General features: G+C 66.0%; 20 protein-coding genes and 2 tRNA genes. 9 read left to right on the top strand and 13 right to left on the bottom strand.

The features are described from left to right. The 12 genes from JSV65_08645 to JSV65_08590 all read right to left on the bottom strand — a co-directional run. Window positions 1-836: (2Fe-2S)-binding protein (locus tag JSV65_08645; protein ID UCH36406.1), on the bottom strand; the 836-nt coding region annotated here is incomplete at its 3' end. A gap of 29 nt (window positions 837-865) precedes the next feature. Further along, a complete protein-coding gene (locus JSV65_08640; GenBank protein UCH36405.1) occupies window positions 866-2,620 on the bottom strand; it encodes an NADH-quinone oxidoreductase subunit NuoF in 1,755 nt (584 codons plus the stop codon). Between the two features lie 110 nt (window positions 2,621-2,730). Next, complete coding sequence (nuoE, locus tag JSV65_08635) at window positions 2,731-3,231, bottom strand: NADH-quinone oxidoreductase subunit NuoE (GenBank protein ID UCH36404.1); 501 nt, start codon at window positions 3,229-3,231, stop codon at window positions 2,731-2,733. 55 nt (window positions 3,232-3,286) lie between these two features. After that, entirely contained in the window at window positions 3,287-3,910 is a 624-nt protein-coding gene (locus tag JSV65_08630; GenBank protein UCH36403.1) for a redox-sensing transcriptional repressor Rex, read from the bottom strand. Between the two features lie 8 nt (window positions 3,911-3,918). Then, window positions 3,919-4,755 carry an FAD/NAD(P)-binding protein gene (locus JSV65_08625; protein UCH36402.1) on the bottom strand — a complete coding sequence of 279 codons (837 nt, stop codon included), beginning with the start codon at window positions 4,753-4,755 and terminating at the stop codon, window positions 3,919-3,921. Then, window positions 4,748-5,818, bottom strand: coding sequence for a 4Fe-4S dicluster domain-containing protein (locus tag JSV65_08620; GenBank protein ID UCH36401.1), 1,071 nt, complete (start codon window positions 5,816-5,818; stop codon window positions 4,748-4,750). The genes JSV65_08625 and JSV65_08620 overlap by 8 nt, the downstream gene beginning before the upstream one ends. Then, window positions 5,818-6,786, bottom strand: coding sequence for a Coenzyme F420 hydrogenase/dehydrogenase, beta subunit C-terminal domain (locus JSV65_08615; GenBank protein ID UCH36400.1), 969 nt, complete (start codon window positions 6,784-6,786; stop codon window positions 5,818-5,820). Before JSV65_08615 ends, JSV65_08620 begins: the two co-directional genes overlap by 1 nt. Beyond that, window positions 6,779-7,297, bottom strand: a complete 519-nt coding sequence (locus JSV65_08610; GenBank protein ID UCH36399.1) for a hydrogenase iron-sulfur subunit — start codon at window positions 7,295-7,297, stop codon at window positions 6,779-6,781. The genes JSV65_08615 and JSV65_08610 overlap by 8 nt, the downstream gene beginning before the upstream one ends. Then, window positions 7,285-9,303 (bottom strand): CoB--CoM heterodisulfide reductase iron-sulfur subunit A family protein, encoded by a 2,019-nt coding sequence (locus JSV65_08605; protein ID UCH36398.1) that lies wholly within the window; start codon window positions 9,301-9,303, stop codon window positions 7,285-7,287. The genes JSV65_08610 and JSV65_08605 overlap by 13 nt, the downstream gene beginning before the upstream one ends. 1 nt (window position 9,304) lies before the next feature. Continuing rightward, window positions 9,305-10,195 carry a CoB--CoM heterodisulfide reductase iron-sulfur subunit B family protein gene (locus JSV65_08600; GenBank protein ID UCH36397.1) on the bottom strand — a complete coding sequence of 297 codons (891 nt, stop codon included), beginning with the start codon at window positions 10,193-10,195 and terminating at the stop codon, window positions 9,305-9,307. After that, entirely contained in the window at window positions 10,186-10,845 is a 660-nt protein-coding gene (locus JSV65_08595) for a 4Fe-4S dicluster domain-containing protein (protein UCH36396.1), read from the bottom strand. Before JSV65_08595 ends, JSV65_08600 begins: the two co-directional genes overlap by 10 nt. Window positions 10,846-11,385: 540 nt before the next feature. After that, window positions 11,386-11,760 carry a CBS domain-containing protein gene (locus JSV65_08590; protein UCH36395.1) on the bottom strand — a complete coding sequence of 125 codons (375 nt, stop codon included), beginning with the start codon at window positions 11,758-11,760 and terminating at the stop codon, window positions 11,386-11,388. Between the two features lie 291 nt (window positions 11,761-12,051). Here JSV65_08590 and iolB point away from each other — a divergent pair, with 291 nt between their 5' ends. The 9 genes from iolB to JSV65_08545 all read left to right on the top strand — a co-directional run bounded on the left by iolB (window position 12,052) and on the right by JSV65_08545 (window position 19,821). Further along, window positions 12,052-12,852, top strand: a complete 801-nt coding sequence (gene iolB / locus JSV65_08585) for a 5-deoxy-glucuronate isomerase (GenBank protein UCH36394.1) — start codon at window positions 12,052-12,054, stop codon at window positions 12,850-12,852. Between the two features lie 144 nt (window positions 12,853-12,996). Further along, a complete protein-coding gene (locus JSV65_08580; GenBank protein UCH36393.1) occupies window positions 12,997-13,941 on the top strand; it encodes a sugar phosphate isomerase/epimerase in 945 nt (314 codons plus the stop codon). 95 nt (window positions 13,942-14,036) lie between these two features. Continuing rightward, window positions 14,037-14,906: a transketolase gene (locus tag JSV65_08575; GenBank protein ID UCH36392.1), complete on the top strand. Its 870-nt coding sequence runs from the start codon at window positions 14,037-14,039 to the stop codon at window positions 14,904-14,906. A 113-nt stretch (window positions 14,907-15,019) separates the two neighbouring features. Next, window positions 15,020-15,964: a transketolase family protein gene (locus JSV65_08570; protein UCH36391.1), complete on the top strand. Its 945-nt coding sequence runs from the start codon at window positions 15,020-15,022 to the stop codon at window positions 15,962-15,964. A 110-nt stretch (window positions 15,965-16,074) separates the two neighbouring features. Next, window positions 16,075-17,112: a deoxyribose-phosphate aldolase gene (locus JSV65_08565; protein ID UCH36390.1), complete on the top strand. Its 1,038-nt coding sequence runs from the start codon at window positions 16,075-16,077 to the stop codon at window positions 17,110-17,112. A gap of 115 nt (window positions 17,113-17,227) precedes the next feature. Next, on the top strand, window positions 17,228-18,442 hold the full coding sequence (locus JSV65_08560) for a 6-phosphofructokinase (protein UCH36389.1): 1,215 nt from the start codon (window positions 17,228-17,230) through the stop codon (window positions 18,440-18,442). A gap of 148 nt (window positions 18,443-18,590) precedes the next feature. Further along, window positions 18,591-18,666: transfer RNA gene (locus JSV65_08555), tRNA-Gln, on the top strand. Between the two features lie 107 nt (window positions 18,667-18,773). After that, window positions 18,774-18,850 (top strand) — tRNA-Glu (locus JSV65_08550). Window positions 18,851-19,416: 566 nt separating this feature from the next. After that, a complete protein-coding gene (locus JSV65_08545) occupies window positions 19,417-19,821 on the top strand; it encodes a hypothetical protein (GenBank protein ID UCH36388.1) in 405 nt (134 codons plus the stop codon). Window positions 19,822-20,021: 200 nt separating this feature from the next. Here the strand turns inward: JSV65_08545 and JSV65_08540 are convergent, their stop codons facing one another. Continuing rightward, window positions 20,022-20,894, bottom strand: coding sequence for a PHP domain-containing protein (locus tag JSV65_08540; protein UCH36387.1), 873 nt, complete (start codon window positions 20,892-20,894; stop codon window positions 20,022-20,024). Window positions 20,895-21,152: the final 258 nt, after the last annotated feature.

Raw genomic sequence — 21,152 nt, 5'->3', positions numbered from 1 at the left:
CGGTCCTCGCGCGTCAGGAAGTCCCAGCCAAAGCGGCCCTTGACGCACGTCCGTCCCCGGTTGGCGGGAGTCCCCTCGTCGCCTTCGACCTTGACAATCTGCCCATCCTTCAGGAAGAACACAAGCCCGCAGCCGACGCCGCAGTAGCCGCAGACCGTGCGCACGGTCGCGAAATCCCACTCGCGCCCGGTGCCTGCGCGAGTGCGCTCGACGAGCGCGCCCGTCGGACATGCCTGCACGCACTGCCCGCAAAACACACACGTGGTCTCTTGCAGCGGCCGCCCGAAGGGGCTTGCGACGCGGCACTCGAACCCGCGGTGCGCGAAGTCAATCGCCGCGGCGCCGACGATGTCGCGGCACATGCTCACGCAGCGTCCGCACAGGATGCACTTCGCGTACTCGCGGTAGAAGCACGGGTTGGTGTCGTCCACCACATCGTAATGACGCTCGCCGATGAACGGAGATTCGCGCACGCCGAGTTCGTAGGCGTATTCCTGAAGCTCGCACTTGCCGCACAACTCGCACGTCAGGCAGTCGGCGGGATGATCCGACAGCAGCAGCTCGACGGCTAGACGCCGGGCCGCAATCACACGATCGGTGTCCGTGCGGACAACCATGTTCGGGGCCGCGGGCAGCGCGCACGATGCGGCCAGGGTGCGCATGCCCTCCACCTCGACCACGCACAAGCGGCAGCCCGCGAAAGGCTCCAGCTGCGGATGATAGCAGAGGCGCGGGATGCGAATGCCGACCCGATCGGCGCCCTCCATTACGGTCGCGCCGCGGGGCACCGCGACCTCCCGTCCGTCAATGTTCAGCTTTACGTCGTCTCGGCTCATGAATCACGCTCGACGCTCGTGGCTAACCGTCAACGAGTCCGCACCGCTTCGAACTTGCACAGGTCAAAGCAGACCCCGCACTTGACGCACGTGGCAGCGTCTATCACGTGCGGCTGCTTCTTCTCGCCGGTGATCGCGTTCTGCGGGCACTTCCGGGCGCACGCGCCGCATCCCGTACACAGTTCGGTGTCAATGACGTATGTTACGATATCGTGGCATACCCCGGCGGGACAGCACCGATCGCGGATGTGCGCCAGATACTCCTCGCGGAAATACCGTATCGTCGACAGCACCGGATTGGGCGCGGTCTGCCCCAGGCCGCACAGCGAGCTGTCCTTGATGACTCGCCCCAGGCGTTCCAGAGCATCAAGGTCCTCCTCGCGGCCTTCCCCCTGCGTGATGCGCGTGAGGATCTCCAACATGCGCCGCGTGCCGATGCGACAGGGCACGCACTTGCCGCAGGATTCGGCCTGGACGAAGTTGAGGAAGAACCGTGCGAGGTCGACTATGCAGGTTCCCTGATCCACGACGATCATTCCACCGGAACCCATTATCGAGCCGATGCCCGTGAGCGATTCATAGTCAATCGGCAGATCGAGATGCGCGTGAGGGACACAGCCGCCGGACGGCCCGCCCATCTGTGCCGCCTTGAACTCGCGCCCGCGCTGGATGCCGCCCCCGACGTCGAAAATGACCTCACGGAGCGTGATGCCCATCGGCACCTCGACGAGGCCCGTGTTGACCACCTTACCCGCAAGCGAAAACACTTTCGTTCCCTTGCTGTTCTCCGTGCCCATGGACGAGAACCATTCCGCGCCGTTGAGGACGATCGGGGCTATGTTGGCAAACGTCTCGACGTTGTTGATATTGGTCGGCTTGCCCCACAGGCCCGACTGCGCGGGGAAGGGCGGTCGCGGTCGCGGCATGCCGCGCTTGCCCTCAATGGACGCCATGAGAGCGGTTTCCTCGCCGCACACAAATGCGCCGGCGCCCTCCTTGAGCTTGACGCGGAAGCTGAAATCCGCGCCCAGGATGTTGTCGCCGAGCAGGCCCATCTGCTCGGCCTGCGCAATCGCAATGCCAAGGTGCTCGACCGCGATCGGATACTCCGCCCGCACGTACAGGTAGCCTTCGCGCGCGCCGATCGCGTAGGCGGCGATGGCCATGCCCTCGATCACTGAGTGGGGATCGCCCTCGAGCACACCGCGGTCCATGAACGCGCCGGGGTCACCTTCGTCGCCGTTGCAGATCAGGTACTTGTCGTCGCCTGGGGAGGATGCCGCCAGCTCCCATTTTCGCCCGGTGGGGAATCCTGCGCCCCCACGCCCGCGTAGGCCGGATGCTTTGACCTCCTCAACGACATCCTGGGGGCTGAGAGAGGAGAGGACCCGAGCCAGGGCGGCGTACCCGTCGCGTCGGATGTACTCCTCGATTCGCTTGGGGTCAATCTGCCCGCAGTTGCGCAGCACCACGAAACGTTGACCGCTGAAGAACGGCATCTGCTCGCGTCGAATGAGCCGTGCTTTGTCGGCACCTCTATAGGCGAGCCGCTCAACCGGCTGTCCGCCTTTCACGGTGACGGAGACTATCTCGCTGGCATTTTCCGGCCGCACGCGCTGGTAAAAGAACCCGTGGGGGTCGACCGCCATCACCGGGGCGCCGGCGCAAAAGCCGTGGCACCCGGTCTCGACCAGATCGACGTCCTGCGCCAGCCCTTGCTGTTCTATCTCCCGCGCCAGCGCGTCCCGCAAGCCGACTGCGCCGAATGCCCGGCACCCGGTCATGCAGACTCGCAGGCGCGGGCGTTGCGGATCATGCTGCTCCCGAAGTCGCGCCCGGTATTGCCGCAGATCGTCTGGGCTGCGCAGAGATGGCAGTTGCGTGGTGTCGGATCTCACTTGAACTGTTCCAGCGCGGAGTCCACGTCGCGCGGCGTCAGATTGCCGAAATACTGGTCGTCGATCATGATTGCAGGGGCGAGAAAGCAGCATCCCAGGCACGCGACCGTCTCGAGGGTGAAGCGCAGATCGTGCGTCGTCTCGCCGGACCTGATGCCGAGCGCGCGCTCGATGGCTCCGAGTACCGTCTTGCCGCCCTTGACGTGGCACGCCGTGCCCTGGCAGCTCCGAATGGTGTAGCGTCCGCGCGGCGTTAGGTGGAACTGCGCGTAGAATGTAACGACGCCGTACACCGTGCTTACCGGCAGGCCGAGTCCTCGCGCGGTCTCCTCCACCACGGCTTCGGGTAGGAAGCCGTAGTGCGCCTGGGCTTCCTGGAGCACCGGAATCAATGCCCCGCCGGCCGCGGCGTGGTGGCGCGCGATGATGTCCGCCAAGGGCGCCAGGTCAAGGGGCTCGACATGCTCGTGGGTCGTCTGTCCAGCCTGGTCGTTCATGATGTTCTCGTCCGTCGCGTCGGTCGCGCTGTGCGAGCTCGCATCGTCCCGGCCGCTACGTTTCGGGCAGAAAGTAGCTCAGTATCTCGAGCTCCTGGGTCAGATCAACGTTACGCACTACCGCGCCCTCGGGTGCGGCAAGCCGCACGGGCGCGAAGTTGAGTATCGCCTTGACGCCGCTGCGGACCATCATGTCGGCGACTTCACGCGCCGCGCCAGCGGGGGTCGCGATGATCCCGAGGCGGACGTTCATCTCGCGGTTGATCTCGGTCATGCGCTGGACGTCCAGGATCTCCAGTTCCCACACCTTGCGGCCGATCTTGTTGAAGTTGTTGTCGTAGATTGCGGCGACGCGGAAACTGGACGCCGCGAAGTTGGCATAGCCGGCCAATGCTGTGCCCAGGTTCCCGGCGCCCACGATGAGCACCGGCTGCTCGCGGTCGAGGCGCATGATGTGGCTCAGCCGCGCGACGAGCGGGGCGACGGAGTAGCCCATCCCCGGCTTGCCGAACTCGCCGAAGTATGAGAGGTCCTTGCGCACCTGGCCCGAGCTGATACCGGTGCTCTGCTCGATGTCCGCCGAGGACATCGTCTCGACGCCGTCGCGCTGCGCTACGCGCAAGCAGCGTAGGTAGAGCGCGAGGCGAGCGATGGTCGGCTCGGGAGCTTCTCCGGGCATATGTCCCCCTAATGCTCGGCGCCTAATTGCCTGAGTTGTGCCAGGTTGTACACGGGCCCGTCCACGCACACATACGAGCGCCCGATATTGCAGCGCCCGCATTTGCCGATTCCGCACTTCATCCGCATCTCGAGCGTGGTCACAATCTGCTCGTCGCTGAACCCCAGTTGCGCCAGCCCCTGAAGCACCAGGCGAATCATGATCGGCGGCCCGCACGTGATCGTGATGATGCCCTCGGGCGACGGGCCCAGCTCGGCCAGAACCGCCGGGACGAAGCCGACGCGCCCGGTCCATTCATCGTCGCCGGCGTCAACCGTTAGGTGCAGCGTCATGTCATCGCGGTTCGCCCACTGCTCGAGCTCCGGCTTGAAGACGAGGTCCGCGGGGCTGCGCGCGCCGTAGATGATGTCAATGTCGCCGTAGTCGCCGCGGTTATCGAGGCAGTAGTTGATCGCCGACCGCAGCGGCGCGAGGCCGATGCCTCCGCCGATGAACAGCAACCGCTTGCCCCGCCACTCGTCAACCGGGAAGTTGTTGCCGTACGGCCCGCGCACGCCGATCCCCTCGCCGCCGATCATCTCGTGCAGCGCGCGCGTCACGCGCCCCATACGCTTGATGCTGAACTCCAGGAATCCAGCTCTGGTGGGCGTCGAAGTGATGGAGAACGGCGCTTCGCCGACCCCGAACACGGAGACCTCGGCGAACTGGCCGGGGCGGTACGCGAACCCCGCGCGGGGGTCATCGTCGCAGAAGACGACCTTGAAGGTCTTCGTATCCGGCGTCTCGACGCGCACCTCCTCAATGCGCGCGGCGTCCGGCAGGTATGGGTTGCTCCTGTTAGGCACCGGACGACTCCTCGTGGGCCCCCGCCGCCGGGGCCGCGGCAAGGGCGACTATCGTCTCGCGCACGTCCATGCCCACCGGACATAGGCGAACGCACCGCCCGCAGCCCACACAATAGACCGCGTCAGTGCGCTCGGGAAGGTACTCCAGCTTGTGGCAGATGCGCTGCTTGAGACGCTCGGCGGGATCGCGCCGCGGGTTCTCGCCGCTGGTCATGAGAGTGAAATCAGTGAATTGACACGTATCCCAACAGCGGTAGCGGCACCCCGTCGTGCCGAGCATCTCGTCCTGAATGTCGAAGCAGTGACACGTCGGGCACAGGAAACTGCACACCCCGCAGCGCACGCACTTCTGGGACAGCTCCTTCCACAACGGCGACTCGTGCAGCCCGGCCAGCTTCTCTCGCATCTCGGCCAGCGGCAGGCCCTCCGCCGTGCGCGCCCGCAGGTCACTCGCCGCATTGTCTCGGGCCGCCCGGTCGTCGTCTCCGGCCGCCTGGAACCATTCACTGCCCGCCGCCACCAGTTCCTGACCCGTCTCGCTCTTCGCCTCGGCGAAATACCTGTCGCCGAGGTCGGTCAGGACGACATCGGCAGGCGGCGACGCCAGGTCAACCCCCGGCGCGTCGCCGCAGAAGCACCCCTCCAGCGGTTCGGCGCAGACCAGGCTGATCACGGGTATCGCCGACCGCGCGGAACGGTAGTACGGGTCCTCGTAGCCGCTGTACTCCTGCGAGAACACGGTGTCCAGCAGACTCAATGCCGTCGCGTCGCAGGGCCGCACTCCAACCAGCAGACGCGGCTCCGCTTGCGCTGAGTCGGACACCGCCTCTGCGATTTCCATGCCGTCTTCGCTCCGGCGGAAGGTCAGCAGCGTCTGGCTGGCCGGGAAGAACGCCTCCTTGGGTGGCCTGCGGGTATTGCCGCTGGGCTGCAGGGCGGACCCATAGTCCGCGGTGCGCTCGAAGGCCATCCCGTCGGCTCCCGGCGCGTAGATGGCGTATCGCTCGCCGAGGCGCGCAAGCCACTCAACGGCCTTGTCTTTCGCTATCGTGTAGTCAGGCATCACTCGTGCCCCGCAACGCTCTTGTCCTCGTCGCTGTCCGCGAACTGCGCGAGGAACGGCGGCACGTCGGTGTCCGTTCCAGCCTCGTATCCGAACAGCTCGTGCAGTTCTTTCTCGAGCTTGCGGCCGAGTTCGCGCAGCGGTATGTCCATCGGGCACGCCCGCTCGCACTCGCCGCAGTCCACGCAGCGCCCCGCTGCATGCCATGCCCGCACGCACTGGAAGAGCAAGTTGTCCTCGGGGTTCGGCTGGCGGGCGACGAAGCGCGGCTCGCGGATGTCGGCGATGCAGTCGCGGCAGTAGCACAACGGGCACACATTCCGGCACGCATTGCAGCGAATGCAGCGCTCGAACTGTTCGAGCCAGTACTGTCGGCGGGCGAGCGGAGCCATTGCTTCGATTTCCGCCACCCGGGCGTACGCGGTCTCGTCCGAGCGCGAAGCCTCGACGGGCTCGCCAACCAGAACGTCGTACAACTGAGGCATCGGGTGGGCGCACGCGTGGCACCGCGCCAGCAGCGCCTGGTCGCGCGGAACGCCGTGTTCCTGTCCGGCGGCGGTGACCACGACATCCGCGGAATCGCTGTCGAGGCCCGCGACGTTCTCCCACGTCGCCGAGTTCGCCGGCTCCAGCCGGTCGAGGTCAATCATTCCCGCGCAGGGGACGCCGATGACGTACACCTGATCCCGCTCGATCTGATGTTCCTGGAGCAGGACCGCGAGGGCGCGCGCGTCGCACCCCTTGAGCACCACGGCAACCGGCTTCGGCGCCGCGATGACATACGTCGCAAGGTTTCCGGCGCAGGCGGCGTTCCAGACGAGGTCGTCAACTTCCTCCGGCGTGGTGGCGAAATGCGGCGTGACGCGCCACGGCTTGCGTCCCTGGCGGAAACCGATGACACACGCCGCGCGGTTCTCCTGCAGCGCGCGCTTGGCCTCTTCTCGTATCCGTTGCTCGATGTCAGCCATGTTCGCTCGTGGGAGCCGCATCTCGCGGCGATATCTCCGCCGGCGCTGCCGGCAATTCCCCTAGTCGCTGCAATTCCTCGAGGTCCGCCACCATCTCGCGAATGACCTCGGCAAAGCGGTGGCCCTCCGAGGCGCTGACCCATTCCAGGCGAAAGCGCTTCGGGTGTATCCCCAGGTATTCCAGCCACGGCGTGAAGATGGCCATGCGCCGCCGGGTGTAGAAGTTCCCTTCGCTGTAGTGGCAGTCCCCGGGATGGCATCCTGCAACGAGCACGCCGTCCATGCCTAGGCGAAACGCGCGCAGCACGAACGCCGGGTCCACCCGCGCCGAACACGGCACGCGCAGGATGCGGACGTTCGCCGGGTACTGGAGCCTGCCGCCCCCGGCGAGATCCGCGCCGGCATAGCTGCACCAGCGACAGAGGAACGCCAGCAGGCGCGGGCCCTGGTCGCGGCCGTCGCTCGCCTGGGCCGGCGCCGGTCCCTCGGTCTTCTCCTCTACGGCCGACATAGCGCCTCCATCCCGGCGAGAATCTGCTCGTCGGCGTAACCGCGAAGGTTGAGCGCCGCCGAGCGGCAAGCGGCGACACACCCGCCGCAGCCCTGGCACACCGCCTCGTTGACCTTCGCCACCGTGCGCTCCTCGCGCGTCATGCGGTCGGTTATGACCTCACCTTCGATGGCATCGAAGGGGCAGATCTCCTTGCACGTCAGGCACCCGCTGCACCGCGCGGCATCGACCTCGGCGATCAGAGGTTCGCTCAGGATCGAGTCCTTCGAGAACAGCGCGCATACCTTGGCGGCGGCGCCGCTCGCCGCAGCCACGGTGTCGGGGATATCGCGCGGGTACTGGCACGCGCCGGCAAGGTAGATCCCTGCGAAGAGGTTCTCCACCGGGCGCAGTTTCAGGTGCGCCTCGCTGAAGAAGCCGTACTGGTCGGTCTGGATGTTGAGCATGCGCGCGACTTCGGCGACGTCCTCGCGCGCCCGCAGCGCCGTCGCCAACACGACGAGGTCGGCATCTATCTCCACCGGCACCCCCGCCAGGCTGTCCGCGCCCTTGACCCGCAGCTTGCCTCCCTCGGGGTAGATGCGGCTCACCCGCCCGCGCAGGTATTTGACCCCCAACTCCTCCTGAGCGCGCCGCACGAACTCCTCGTAGCCCTTCCCCGCCGCGCGAATGTCCATGTAGAACACGTACACCTCTGCGTTGGGCAGCTTCTCCTTGACCAGCGTCGCGTGCGTGGCGGTGTACATGCAGCATACCTTGGAGCAGTACGGATACCCCTTGGTGTCATCACGCGACCCGACGCATTGAATGAACACCACCGTCTTCGGCTCCTCGTGGTTCGAGGGGCGCACGATGTGCCCTTCGGTGGGGCCGCCCACGTTGACCAGCCGTTCGAATTGCTCGCCGGTGATGACGTCGGCGAACTGGCCGCCGCCGTACTCGGTCATCCGCGACGAGTCGTAGAGGTCGCAGCCGGTCGCGACGACGATGGCGCCGAACTGCTCGTTGATCAGTTCGTCGCCCTGCTCGTAGTCCACCGCCTCCGCCGGGCAAATCTTGGCACAGACCCCGCACTTGCCCTTGGCGGGCTTGCCGTCGCCCGCATCCTCAGCCGCGGCGAGGCTGCGGAAATAGCGGCAGTTCTCGCGGTCGATCACCGGGAGGTTGGGCACGGCCTGCGCAAACGGGCGGTAGATCGCCTTGCGCGTGCCCAGTCCGGCCTCGAACTCGCTCGCTACTCTGGTCGGGCACTTCTCCTCGCACACGCCGCAGCCCGTGCACTTGTCGGCGTTGACGGATCGCGCGCGCTTGCGGATGGTCACCTCGAAGTTGCCCACGTAGCCCGAGACGTTCTCGACCTCCGAGTAGGTGTAGAGCGTAATGTTGGGATGCTTCGCCGCGTCCACCATCTTCGGCGTCAGGATGCACGCCGAGCAGTCCATGGTGGGGAAGGTCTTGTCGAACTGCGCCATGCGCCCGCCGATCGAAGGAGAGCGCTCGACGAGCACCACCGGGTGGCCGGCATCCGCGATGTCGAGCGCCGCCTGAATGCCGGCAATGCCGCCGCCGATGACCAGGGCGCGCTTGGTGATCGGCATCTCCGAGCGCGACAGTTGCTTGCCCTTGGTCGCCACGGCGACTGCCATCGCGGTCTCATCGAGCGCCTTCGCCGTGGCCTCATCGCGGTCGGAATGCACCCACGAGCACTGCTCGCGGATGTTCGCCATCTGGAACACGTATGGGTTGAGTCCCGCCCCCGCGATGCAATTCTGGAAGGTCGTCTCGTGGAGCGTCGGCGAGCAGGACGCCACGACTACGGCATCGAGGTCGTGCTCCCTGATCGCGTCCTGGATCATCTTCTGCCCCGGCTCGGAGCACATGTACTTGTACTCCGCCGCGTAGACGACGCCGGGCAGCTTGGTGGCCTCAGCAACGACCTTCTGGACGTCAACCGTCTTCGCTATATTCGAACCGCACCAGCAGACGAAGACGCCTACTCTGCGCACATTAACCTCCGGCTGCGGCTGGCTGTTCGGGGTGCTCGAACGCGACCTTCACCAGGCGCGTCGCATCCACAATATGCCGCCCGAGACCGAGCTGCTTCGGATCGAGCCCCAACGCCAGCCCCACCAGCTCAGTGATGTACAGGATCGGTAAGTCCAGTTCTGCGCCCGATCGCTGGCCTGCTGCCGCCTGCCTCGTGTCCAGGTTGGTCTGGCACATGGGGCAGGCGACCGCGACGCAGTTCGCTCCGGCGGACTGCGCATGCGTGAGGATGTCAGCGACCAGCCGCACCGCCGACGGCGTGTTGGTCACCGCCAGACTCGCGCCGCAGCACTCGACCTTGTGGTACCACTCAACCGGTTCCGCCCCGACCGCGCCCAGGATCCGCTCCATCGAGGTCGGGTTCTCCGGGTCGTCGAACTCCGCGATCTCGGGCGGCCGCACGAGAAGGCAGCCGTAATACGCCGCTGGGCGCAGGCCGGAGATGGGCTTCGTGACTTGCTCCTGCAGGCGCTCCACCCCGACCAGGTGGAGCAGCGCGTCGAGGATGTTGTACACCTTGACTGCCGCGGCGGCCTGGTCGTCGAGATCGTCGGGAAGCTCGCCGGCGCCCGCCGCGAGAGCCTTCGCCGCATGCTTCAGACGCCCGAAACAGGCGGCGCACGGCGCGAGCACCGCGGTCATGCCTTGCCGCGCCGCGAGCGCCAGGTTGCGCCCGGCTAGCCCCACGGCGAGATCGTCACTCATCGCGTGGTCCGCGGTTGCGCCGCAGCAGTTCCAGTCCTCTATCTCGACCAGCTTGAGCCCCAGCGCGCCACACACGGCGCGCGTCGAGAGGTCGAACTCCTTCGCCGTCGCGTGCAGCGAGCAACCCGGGTAGTAGGCTACTTCCATGCTTCTCCGGCCTCTGCGGATTCGCGGTCGCCGGCGGGCGTGCCGGGAGCGCGCTCCGATTTGTCGCGGGTCGATTTGCGGGCGTCCCTTGAGCGGGCCTCGGCGCGCTCGAAGATGCGGCGCACCTGCTCGACGTTGCGCACCTTGGGACCGAAGGGATTGAGTTTCCCCTTGAGGAACATACGCTGACCGAGGAGCAGATCCTTAAAGGGGTTGCGGGTCATCAGGCCGTAGGCGGCCATCAGCGGCACTTCGTTCTGGCGCCCGCCTCGGCGCACCAGGCCGAGGAAGATGCGATAGAACAGCGGGACTTGCGGTTGGGCCGGCTTGACGCCGGATTCGAGAGCGATCGCGCGCAGGGTGTCCATGACGCGCGCGAGGTCAATGTCGCGCGGGCAGCGAGTGGTGCACGTCGTGCATGACGTGCAGGTCCAGATGCCGGACGCGCCGAGAACGCGATCGCGCAAGCCCAACTGGATGCACCGCATCACCTGGTTGGGCGTGAGATCCGTTTCAGCCGCCATCGGGCAGCCGGCGGTGCACTTGGCGCACTGGTAGCATGCCGCAATCTTCTCACCGCTGCGCGCCGCGACCTGCTCCAGGAAATCAGGGTCAGCGGAAACGCGCTCATCACCCCGCGGAAACTCCACTATTGCCTCCGAGCAGACGCACGGGCGCGCCTGCTAATCGCCGTCTCGGACATGCACCGACCGCCGCCACCCTCCTGCGGCGGTCTCGGCCACAAACATCGTCGGGCGAACACGCATTGACCGCAGGTGCACTGCCCCGGCGGCCTCAGCCCGGAACGTCGCCGTCAGGCGAACGAGACGCGCCACGGGTCCAACCAGTCGCTTCCACCGGGACAATCTTAGCACCGCGCATGCACGCCGTCAAGAGGCTTGTGCATTTCTTCACAGACTCGACCCCGCGAGCCATCGCTGGCCGTAGGGCACGGCTGTGGGGCATGAGCGCCGGGAGTGGGACTGCGCGAGCCGCGGCGCCGGCGTTTGCCTCGGCCGCGGAGCCGCGTGCCTCGAGCGGGCAGTCGAAACCCTTCGGTGTGCGCCCAGAGCGAACGCCTGCACGCCGGCGCAGCCCACGAGGGCTGTCGGCGCGGGGGACTACCGCTGCTCGACCAGGAGGGCGATGGTGATGTCGCGGCGGCTGAGCAGGCCCACGATCTCATCGCCTTAGACCACATCCAGGCGCTTGATGCGCTTGAGTTGGAGCATCGCGGCCGCCCTGAGCAGCGCCGTGGCCTCCGTGGTCGTGATAACCGGCCTCGTCATAATCCCTTTCACTGGGCGGTGGCGCAACTCCGCCGCTCTTTGCTCCGGGTATTCGGGGTCTACGCGGTAACGGTCTTCCTGGATCATCTCGCCGTACTGCGGCAGGAGTTCGCGCACGAGATCTCCCTCGGAGACGATGCCCGTGAGTTTCCCGGCGCGGTCGAGCACCGGCACCGAAGAGATGTTGTGCTCTTGCATCAGCTCGGCGACCTCGGCCACCGAGGCGTCCTCGGACGCGGTTACGACATCCCGGGTCATCACGTCGCCGACCTTCATCGCGCCACCTCCGGCGCAGTGATTCTGCGCCGGCCGCCGGTCGCCCTGCACGCCGTTGTGCGCTGACCGGGGCCGTCGGCAAGTGCGTCGCACGGGCGGCTGAAGGTAGCTCGGTCGCGTGGGTGGATCCGTATCAGCGGGTCGGCGCTGAGCGGCGGCCCAACGCGCCTCGGCCGCCCGTCAGCGTCGTCATTGGCCCTCGGTTGACACGCGTTTTTCGCTATGGTAGCATACGGCGGTCGGCCGCTCGGCCGGCGTGGCTGCATTGGGTCGTTGTCCACGGAGGCTGCGTTGGAACTGCTACACCGCGTTTCGCCACAAGCGGGCTACACGCCCGTCATCTCGCGCGAGAAACATGGACTCGAATACCTCGAGTTCGGCTTACTGCGGTTGGGCGCGGGTGAGCACTGGGCCGGGGAGACCGGCGAGTACGAGGCCACCGTCGTCATCCTCGGCGGCCGGTGCAGCATCGAGAGCAGCGGCGGGGAGTGGGAGAACGTCGGCACCCGCCAGGATGTCTTCGACGGCAAGGCGACCGCGGCGTACCTGCCTGCGGGCAGCCCGTTCTCGGTGACGGCTGGCGACTCCGGAGTGCAGATCGCGATGTGCAAGGCCCGGGCTGACGCGGGGCCAAAGCCGCGCCTCATCCCCCCGAGCGATGTCAAGTCGCGCACCGTCGGTGCGCACAACTGGCGGCGCGAGGTGCAGGACATCGTGGGCGCCGACGTGCCCGCTCAGCGCCTCCTGGTCGGTGAGACGTATAACGAGCCGGGCGCATGGTCGAGCTATCCCCCGCACAAGCACGACGTCGCCAGCTTACCCGACGAAGTGAAGCTCGAGGAGATCTACTACTTCCGCGTGGATCCGCCGCAGGGGTTTGGCATCCAGCGCATCTACACCGCGGACGGCGGCATTGATGAAGTGTATGCGATCAAGGACGGCGACACCGTGGTGATACCGAAGGGGTATCACCCCGTCGCGGCCGCGCCCGGCTACAAGGTGTATTACCTGTGGATGCTCGCCGGGCCGGAACGCGTGATGCGGCCGCGCGACGACGCCGATCACGCGTGGGTGCATCAGTTGGAGGGGTAATCCTCAACTTCTGACTGCCGGGAGTATGGAGCGGGCGCGCCAATCCTGAGCGCGGGTAGATGGCCTACACGGGCCTTTCGCGGATGCCAGCGGACACGCGAAAGGTCCGACCTATGACGTGAATCGCTCGAAAGGAATGGAACCATGACGGACGCGATCGAATCCCTATGCCACGTCGGCATCATTCACCCGATGGCCTATCCCGAGGCCGCGAAAGGGGAGGGGCCGATTGTCCTGGACAGCCTCGAAGCGATCCTGCGCGACGACTTCTTCACCGCGGTGGAGATCACGCGCATCAAGGATCCGCAGGCGCGCAAGCAGGCGCGGCAGATGCTCGACACCGCCCACGTGGAGGTCATCTTCGCCGGCCAACCCCCCTTGCTCGGGCAGAAGCTGAGCCTCAACGACCTCGACGACGCGGGACGGAAGAAGGCCATCGAGGAGTGCAAGGTCTCGGTTGACATGGCCTACGAGATGGGCGCGCGCATCATGGCCGTGCTCAGCGGCCCCGATCCGGGAGACGCGGACCGACCGCGCGCGATGGAGCTGCTGGCGGACTCGTTGCAGCAGGTCTGCGCCTACGCGCAGGAAAAGGGCGAGGACTACCAGCTTGCCGTTTCGCTCGAGAACTTCGACCGCACGATAGACAAGCGCTGCCTCATCGGTCCGACGGACCACGCGGCCAAGGTGGCGGAGGCGGTGAAGGAGGCAAACAGCAACTTCGGCCTGACCATTGACCTCAGCCACTTGCCGCTGCTGGGAGAGACCCCACACGACATGGTGATCGCCGCAATAGACCACCTCATCCACGTGCATATCGGCAACTGCCTCATGACCGAGAAGGAGCATCCGGCCTACGGCGACATGCATCCGCGCTTCGGCATCCCGGGGGGCGATAACGACGTCGCCGAGGTCACCAGGTTCATCGAGGCGCTCATCTACGGCGGGTATTTCAAGAAGAACGTCCCGACCAGCCGGCCGGTGGTGAGCTTCGAAGTCAAACCGCTGCCCGGTGAGAAACCGGAACTCGTGATCGCCAACGCCAAGCGCGTGCTGCGCGAGGCCTGGGCACGCCTGGGACAAGGATAACACAGCCCGCATGTCGAAGCCGCTTATCGCCGCAGCCGGCGGGCTGTTGACCGCGGCTGCGGCCTGCTATTGTCCAAACGCGAGGTATCAACCCAATGAGGAAAGCCAAGCAGAAGCCCGACGTCGCCGAGCTGAACGACCTGTGCCGGACCATCCGCAAGGATATCCTGATCTCCCTCAACGCGGCGAAATCGGGTCACTCCGGCGGCAGCCTGTCTTCGGTCGAAGTCATGGTCGCGCTGTACTTCTATAAGCTGCGCCACGATCCGCAAAACCACCAGTGGGAGGGCCGCGACCGCTTCGTCCTGTCCAAAGGTCACGTCTGCCCGGCGCTGTACACCGTCATGGCGCATGCCGGATACCTGCCCACCGATGAGCTGACGTCGCTGCGCAAGCTGGGGTCGCGGCTCCAGGGGCATCCGCACATGCTCAAGCTGCCAGGGCTGGAGACCTCGAGCGGCTCTCTCGGGCAGGGACTGAGTATCGCGGTCGGCATGGCATTGGGCGCGAAGATGGACAACAAGGACTTCCGCGTCTACTGCTTCATGGGTGACGGCGAGACCGACGAAGGGCAGATCTGGGAGGCCGCGATGTCGGCCGCGCACTACGACCTCGACAATCTCTGCGGCATCGTTGACCGCAACCGCCTGCAGATTGACGGCGACACCGAGAAGGTCATGCGGCTGGAGCCGTATTGCGAGAAGTGGGCGAGCTTCGGCTGGAATGTCATCGAATGCGACGGGCACAACCTCGAGGAGTTGATGGCGGCGCTCGATCAGGCGGAATGCAATTGCGGCGCGCCCACTGCTATCATCGCGCACACCGTCAAGGGCAAGGGCATCAGCTTCATGGAGAACCAGGCCGAATGGCACGGCATCCCGCCCGATGACGAGCAGCTTGCCCTCGCGCTCAAGGAGCTGGATACCAAGCCGACCAAGGAGCAACTGGAGCGAGCCGACGGGTAAGAAGCGGGGGCGCGCGGCGCTCACGTGGGGCGGCCGCTGCCGGGGCTGAGGTGGTCCGTCGGGAGCCCGCGCTTACTCGGAGCAACCACAGAAGCGAACAGGAGCGATGTGACATGCCGGAGATGAAGCCTTCACGTGACGGATACGGCCTAGGTCTGGTGGACCTGGGAGAGAAAGACGAGCGCGTCGTCGTGCTCGGCGCGGACCTGACGTCCTCGACGCGCGCCAACTGGTTCAAGGACAAGTTCCCCGATCGCTTCTTCAGCACCGGCATCGCCGAGGCGAATATGACCAACATCGCCGCGGGGCTCAGCCTGGTGGGGAGAATCCCCTTCGTGTGCACGTACGGCGTGTTTGTCGCGGGGCGCGCCTGGGATCAGGTGCGCACGACCGTCTGTTACGCGAACCTCAACGTCAAACTCGGCGGCGCCCACGGCGGCATCTCGGTCGGCCCCGACGGCGCCACCCATCAGGCGCTGGAGGACATCGCCCTCATGCGCTGCCTGCCGAACATGACGGTCGTCGTGGCCTGCGACGCTGTCGAAACGCGCAAGGCCACCGTCGCCATCGGCGAAATGCACGGGCCCGCTTACGTCCGCTTCGGCCGCGAGCCGATACCGGTCATCACCGACGACGCGACGCCGTTCACTCTCGGCAAGGCCGAAACCTTCCGCGACGGCAGCGATCTGAGCATCATCGCGTGCGGCTACATGGTTGGCGAGGCGCTCACTGCCGCCGAGACGCTCGACAAGGAAGACAAGGTCAGCGCCCGGGTCATCAACCTGCACACCGTGAAGCCGATTGACCGCGAGGCCATCGCCAAAGCGGCGAGCGAGACCGGCGCCATCGTCGCCGCCGAGGAGCATCAGGTCATGGGCGGATTCGGCAGCGCAGTGGCGGAGGTGGTCACTGCGGAATCTCCGGTCCCGATGCGGTTCGTCGGCATCCAGTACCGGTTCGGCGAATCGGGCGAGCCCGAGGAGCTGCTCGACGAATGCGGGTGTACGGCGCGGTTCATCGTTGATGCCGCGCGCGAGGCCCTGAAGCAAAAGAAGTAGGACAGGCGTCTCGCCTGCCACCGAGACCGGCGGGGATGGGAACCCCACCCCACAGAATCGGCGTATCTGCGGCAACGAGCGGGTCGCCATCCATGAATGCGGAGGAGCAAATGGCATACAGTGTTCAGGGTTACGAGTTCAAGTACGAGGATTTCTTCCCGCGCAAGATTTTCGACCAGATCACCGAGGTGCGCGTCTCGCGTCCCGAAGCGATCCTCGAGGCGGCGGAGGCGCGCAGGCGCCGCGAGGACCTGACCACGGACGGCAAGCTGACCATCCTCGCCGCCGACCACCCCGCGCGCATGGTCACCAGCTACGCCGATGAGCCGGTGCGCATGGCCAATCGGCAGGAGTACCTCGCCCGCGTGCTGCGCGTCATCAGCAGCCCGGGCGTGGACGGCGTCATGGGCACGACCGACATCATTGAGGATCTGCTCATCGTCCACCACCTCGTCAAGGAGAAGGGCGGCCCGGGCTTCCTTGACGACCGCGTCATCCTCGGCTCCATGAACCGCTCGGGGCTCGCTGGCAGCGCGTGGGAGTTGGACGACCGCTACACTTGCTTCAGCGCGCAGAGCATCGCCGACCTCAACCTCGACGGCGCCAAGACCATGTTTCGGCTCGCCCTGGAGGACCCCAACTCGAACCTCACGCTCGACTGTACCGCGCAGGCGGTCAATGACTGCGTCGCGCTCGGCATTCCCATCTTCGTCGAGGCGCTGGTCGTCCGTCAGGAAGGCGGCAAGTGGAAGGCCGCGAAGAACGCGGACGACCTGGTCAAGATCATGGGCGTCGCGACGGCGCTCGGCGAAACGTCGCGCCTGACCTGGTTGAAGATCCCCTACTGCGACGAATACGAGCGCGTCGCGCGCGCCACAACTTGCCCGATCCTTATGCTCGGCGGCGAGTCGCGTGGCGACCCGACGGGAACGCTGAAGGAGTTCGCGTCCGGCATCAAGGCGGGTGCGAGCGTGCGGGGCGCGTTGGTCGGACGCAACGTGATCTATCCCGGCGCCGACGATCCGCTCGCCGTGGCGGTCGCCATCAGCGAGATCGTGCATAAGCAGATCAGCGCGGACGAGGCCGTCGAACTGCTGATGAAGAAGCGCGGCGACAACTTCGACGCGCTCACCAAGTGGCTGAAGTAGAAAGTCTGGCGGTCTGGTAGGGCGGGGATGCCCGTCCCCGCCCTGTGGGAGACGCGTGCTCGCGGCGACTCCAATGCGCTGAAGGTGCAATCGCCGCGCGCTGGAGGTGATTGCGATGCCCGAACTCACAGGCAATCTCATCGTCGGTCAGTCGGGAGGCCCGACCGCCGTCATCAATAACAGCCTCGCCGGCGTCGTCCAGGAGGCGACGCGCCACTCCGCGATCAAAGACATCTACGGCATGGTGCACGGCATCGAGGGCGTGCTCAACGAGAACTTGGTTGACCTGCGCGCCGAGAAGCCGGAGACCATCGAGGGCCTGCGCCAGACGCCCAGCGCCGCTCTCGGCGCATGTCGCACCAAGCTCAAGGACGCCGACTACGAGCGCATCATCAAAGTCCTTCAAGCGCACGACATCCGCTACTTCATGTACGTCGGCGGCAACGATTCCGCCGATACCTGCCACCACGTCGAGAAGCTGGCGCAGGAATCGGGCTACGAGCTGCGCGCCATCGCCGCGCCCAAGACGGTTGACAACGACCTCGCCTACACCGACCACTGCCCGGGCTACGGCAGCGTCGCTCGCTTCAACGCCATCGCCACCCGCGACGCCGGCCGCGACACCGAGGCCATCGGCATCGTGGATAACGTGAAAATCGTCGAGACCATGGGGCGTAACACCGGCTGGATCACCGCATCCACCGCTCTCGCCAAGGAAGGCCCCGACGACGCGCCGCATCTCATCTATCTCCCCGAGCGGCCGTTCGATATGGACAAGTTCCTCGAAGACGTCAAAGCGACGTTCGACCGCCTCGGCCATTGCCTCATCACGGTCTGCGAGGGGCTGCGCGACGAGAAAGGGGAGGAGTTGGTCGCCTCCAAGCGCGCAGTGGACACAGACGGCTTCGGCCACAAGCAGCTCGGCGGCGTGGCGGACTTCCTGTGCGACGCCATCGCGACCAACCTCAAGATCAAGGCGCGCTTCGATAAGCCCGGGACGATCCAGCGCATGTCCATCCTCGCCGCGTCGCCGGTGGATCAGGAGGAGGCATACCTCGTCGGTAAGCAAGCGGTCGCGGCGGCCGTTGACGGCGTGAGCGGGCAGATGATCACGCTCGTTCGCGAGTCGAATTCCCCCTACCGCGTGAGCACCGGGATGGCGCCGCTCGAGGAAGTCGCAAACGCCGAAAAGCCCGTGCCGCCCGAGTTCATCAACGAGCGCGGCAACTTCGTGACTGAGGCGTTCATCGAATACGCACGCCCGCTCATCGGCGGGCCGCTCCCGACCTACGCGCGGCTGAAGGGGCGGCGGGTCCCGCCGAAGCTCTGACGAACACGATGCCGGGCGGGCGCGCCTTCAGGCTTCGAAGCTTCAGCGAAGGATGCTGCACCTACCGCTTGAACGCGTCGCTCCTCGTGCCCCGTGAGCCGTGCCGAGGGTTGACCCGGCCCAGTCACTATGGTAAAATCCCAGGAGATGCCGGGTGGTGCAATTGGCAGCACGCCTGACTCTGGATCAGGAAGTTCTAGGTTCGAGTCCTAGCCCGGCAGCCAGATCTGAGAGGGGAGAGGCGACAGGAGAGAGGCGATTCAGGGGCGTCGCGAGTGTGCGGCGCTGAGTTGCTCCTTTCACCTGTGTCGTTTGAGTTCTTTCACCGTGTGCCCCCGTCGTCTAGTGGCCTAGGATATCTGGTTCTCAGCCAGAAGATCGCGGGTTCGAATCCCGCCGGGGGTACCAATACAGGCTGGCGGCTGACAGATGACGGAAGCCCGGCTACGGCCGGGCTTGCTTGCTTCTACGGGGCGTGCGGCGGACCTCGTTCATCCAACCGTCGCCGCCAGGCGCATTCGGCGCTCCTCCTTGATGCCTCCTCCGCCCGCAGGGAAACGATCCTGGCGCGGGGAAAAGCGCTATAGGTGGGCGCGCGTTGTGGCCAGGCGCGAGAACCATCGCAAGCTCGTCAGGACTCTAGGTCTGGGTCCGCGACACTCAGGCTGTTGAACTTGAAAAGCGGGCAGTATTCGCGGGGTCGACCTCAGGTTTCGCGTTGCGCAATGGAGAGGGACGCTGTGGCGAGAACCTGCCCAGAGTGTGGCTACGAGTTCACTGCGTTCGATCAGGAGTGTCCACGCTGTGTGCGCCGCGCGCGAACTGCCTGTCAGACCTGCGGACGTATCGGCGTGACGGCGGCTTGCGACAGATGCCACAAGGAGATCTGCGAGGCTTGCGCACGCCACGCAAGCGGTGGAACGTTGTGCCTCGCTTGTGCTGCGAGCACAGGACTCAGCGATGAGCCTGTGACAATGGCTCCAGGCCAGGAGGTCGCCGGCAGCACTGAGTGGTTCAAGCGCCTCTTCAGTGTGGTTCGTGCTGACCCCGCGTGGGGCATTCTGCTTGGTCTTCTGTTCCTGGACGTGCTGCTTGCCATTGTGCAGGGGAGCGTCTTAGGACTAGTTATCGACGGCGTTATCCTTTGGGGCATCTTCACGCTCCAGCGGTGGGCGTACTACGTCGTGATCGTGATCACTAGCCTTCGCATTCTGGCGCTGGTGGCCGTGATCGCGCTGGTAGCGGCGGGCGCACCATTGGCTGCTGGCGACGGAGATCAAGTCATCAGCGCCTCGGTGCTGGCGTTCCTCTTCATCCCGCTAGCTATCAGCGTTTTCACCTTTGTTGTGCTGGTTCGGCGCCGCCAGTACTTCTCGTAGCTTTCGTAGGTCTGGCGCCCTATGCCGCGGCGTGAGGACTATCGCAAGGTCGCGCGGATGGAACAAGATGCCAGAGCAGGGACACCCGAGGTGTACCCTAATTCACCCCCTGGATTCGTGCCGCGACCACCGGAGCTCGGCACCGAAGGCCCGCCCTGTGCGCCCAGTCGCGCGCGAGTTCCTGGAAAAGCGAAACGCCACTAGCGATAGCTCTCGGCCTTGGCGCGCAGGGCCTCTACGGCCCGATCGGGCACCAGCGGCCGCAAGGAACCGCCGCGCCTTCCTCGTTCGGTGTCGGGCGGGTAGGGCCCGTGAAAATCGGAGCCGCCGGCCGGCAGCAGGCCAAGGCGGTTGCCCCAGTGCAAGATGAACTCGATCTGCTCGGGCGTGTGGCCGCCGCGCCAGCATTCCCAGCCGTCAATGCCCAGCTCCAGGATCTCGCGGAAATCGGCAGGCTCGGTCCACTTCGTGGAAACGAACTTTGGCTCACCGTTGGCCTTCTTCTCAACGGTGTGCGCCAGTACGGCGACGCCCCCGCCGAGGTGCACCAGGTCACAGACCTCCCGCGGCGAGAGCGGCATGGGCACGAAGCGCGCCTGCGGAGGGCCGTATCCCCAGCCTCCCTTGATGGCGATGGGGCCGTCGTAGCCTTTGCGCTGCAAGGCGTCAACCAGCGCGCCCCCCACCGGCACGTCGCCGGCGAAGTAGACATCCTCCCAGGATACCTCGATGCCCGTGGCCCGCCGATACTCCTCCAGTACCTCCAGGCACCATGCGCGCCAGCGATCCTGCAGGGCGATGAACCCGTTGATGAAGTCGGGCCGCTCCAAGTCGAGGAAGAGGCCGATGATGTGGGTGTCGGTATCGTGGTAGTTGCAGTCGAGTTCGGCGCCAGCGACGACCTCGACGCCCCAGCGTTCGGCCACGAATTGCGCGCCTGGCACCGCGGAGACTGCGTTGTGGTCGGTGATGGCCAGCGCCGTCAGGCCGACGGCGGCCGCCAGTTCCACCTGCCGTGCGCCCGACATCGCGGCGTCGGATGACGTGGTATGGACATGCAGGTCGGCGGGCAAAGCAGCCTCCTTCCACCACGGATGCGGCGAAGGAGGTTGTTCTGGGGCGGGCCCCGCTGGACCTGCATGCAGGCGTTCGGGCGGCGCGGGTACCGTCGGCCACAGGGAACCAATCCTGCCCCGGCGAAAAGCCCTCCAGACTGGGACATTCGTGGCCCGGCGCGAGGACTATCGCGAGTTCGTCAGGAGCACAAGATGCAAGCGCAGGGGCATCCGACCCGTACGCCGATTCGACCCGGCTGTGTCCCACAATCGCTG

This window comes from Armatimonadota bacterium (genome assembly GCA_020354555.1).
Classification (GTDB): Bacteria; Armatimonadota; Hebobacteria.
Note: the sequence above shows the minus strand (reverse complement) of the source record. Positions and strands in the feature narration are given on the sequence as shown.

What these genes read in the sequence shown, in the direction of transcription:
- JSV65_08615 (UCH36400.1), bottom strand. Translation starts at nt 6,786, where the DNA reads ATGGCTGACATCGAGCAACGGATACGAGAAGAGGCCAAGCGCGCGCTG.
- JSV65_08640 (UCH36405.1), bottom strand. Translation starts at nt 2,620, where the DNA reads ATGACCGGGTGCCGGGCATTCGGCGCAGTCGGCTTGCGGGACGCGCTG.
- JSV65_08590 (UCH36395.1), bottom strand. Translation starts at nt 11,760, where the DNA reads ATGAAGGTCGGCGACGTGATGACCCGGGATGTCGTAACCGCGTCCGAG.
- JSV65_08565 (UCH36390.1), top strand. Translation starts at nt 16,075, where the DNA reads ATGGCATACAGTGTTCAGGGTTACGAGTTCAAGTACGAGGATTTCTTC.
- JSV65_08545 (UCH36388.1), top strand. Translation starts at nt 19,417, where the DNA reads ATGGCTCCAGGCCAGGAGGTCGCCGGCAGCACTGAGTGGTTCAAGCGC.
- JSV65_08610 (UCH36399.1), bottom strand. Translation starts at nt 7,297, where the DNA reads ATGTCGGCCGTAGAGGAGAAGACCGAGGGACCGGCGCCGGCCCAGGCG.
- JSV65_08570 (UCH36391.1), top strand. Translation starts at nt 15,020, where the DNA reads ATGCCGGAGATGAAGCCTTCACGTGACGGATACGGCCTAGGTCTGGTG.
- JSV65_08560 (UCH36389.1), top strand. Translation starts at nt 17,228, where the DNA reads ATGCCCGAACTCACAGGCAATCTCATCGTCGGTCAGTCGGGAGGCCCG.
- nuoE (UCH36404.1), bottom strand. Translation starts at nt 3,231, where the DNA reads ATGAACGACCAGGCTGGACAGACGACCCACGAGCATGTCGAGCCCCTT.
- JSV65_08600 (UCH36397.1), bottom strand. Translation starts at nt 10,195, where the DNA reads ATGGAAGTAGCCTACTACCCGGGTTGCTCGCTGCACGCGACGGCGAAG.
- JSV65_08620 (UCH36401.1), bottom strand. Translation starts at nt 5,818, where the DNA reads ATGCCTGACTACACGATAGCGAAAGACAAGGCCGTTGAGTGGCTTGCG.
- JSV65_08580 (UCH36393.1), top strand. Translation starts at nt 12,997, where the DNA reads ATGACGGACGCGATCGAATCCCTATGCCACGTCGGCATCATTCACCCG.
- JSV65_08575 (UCH36392.1), top strand. Translation starts at nt 14,037, where the DNA reads ATGAGGAAAGCCAAGCAGAAGCCCGACGTCGCCGAGCTGAACGACCTG.
- JSV65_08630 (UCH36403.1), bottom strand. Translation starts at nt 3,910, where the DNA reads ATGCCCGGAGAAGCTCCCGAGCCGACCATCGCTCGCCTCGCGCTCTAC.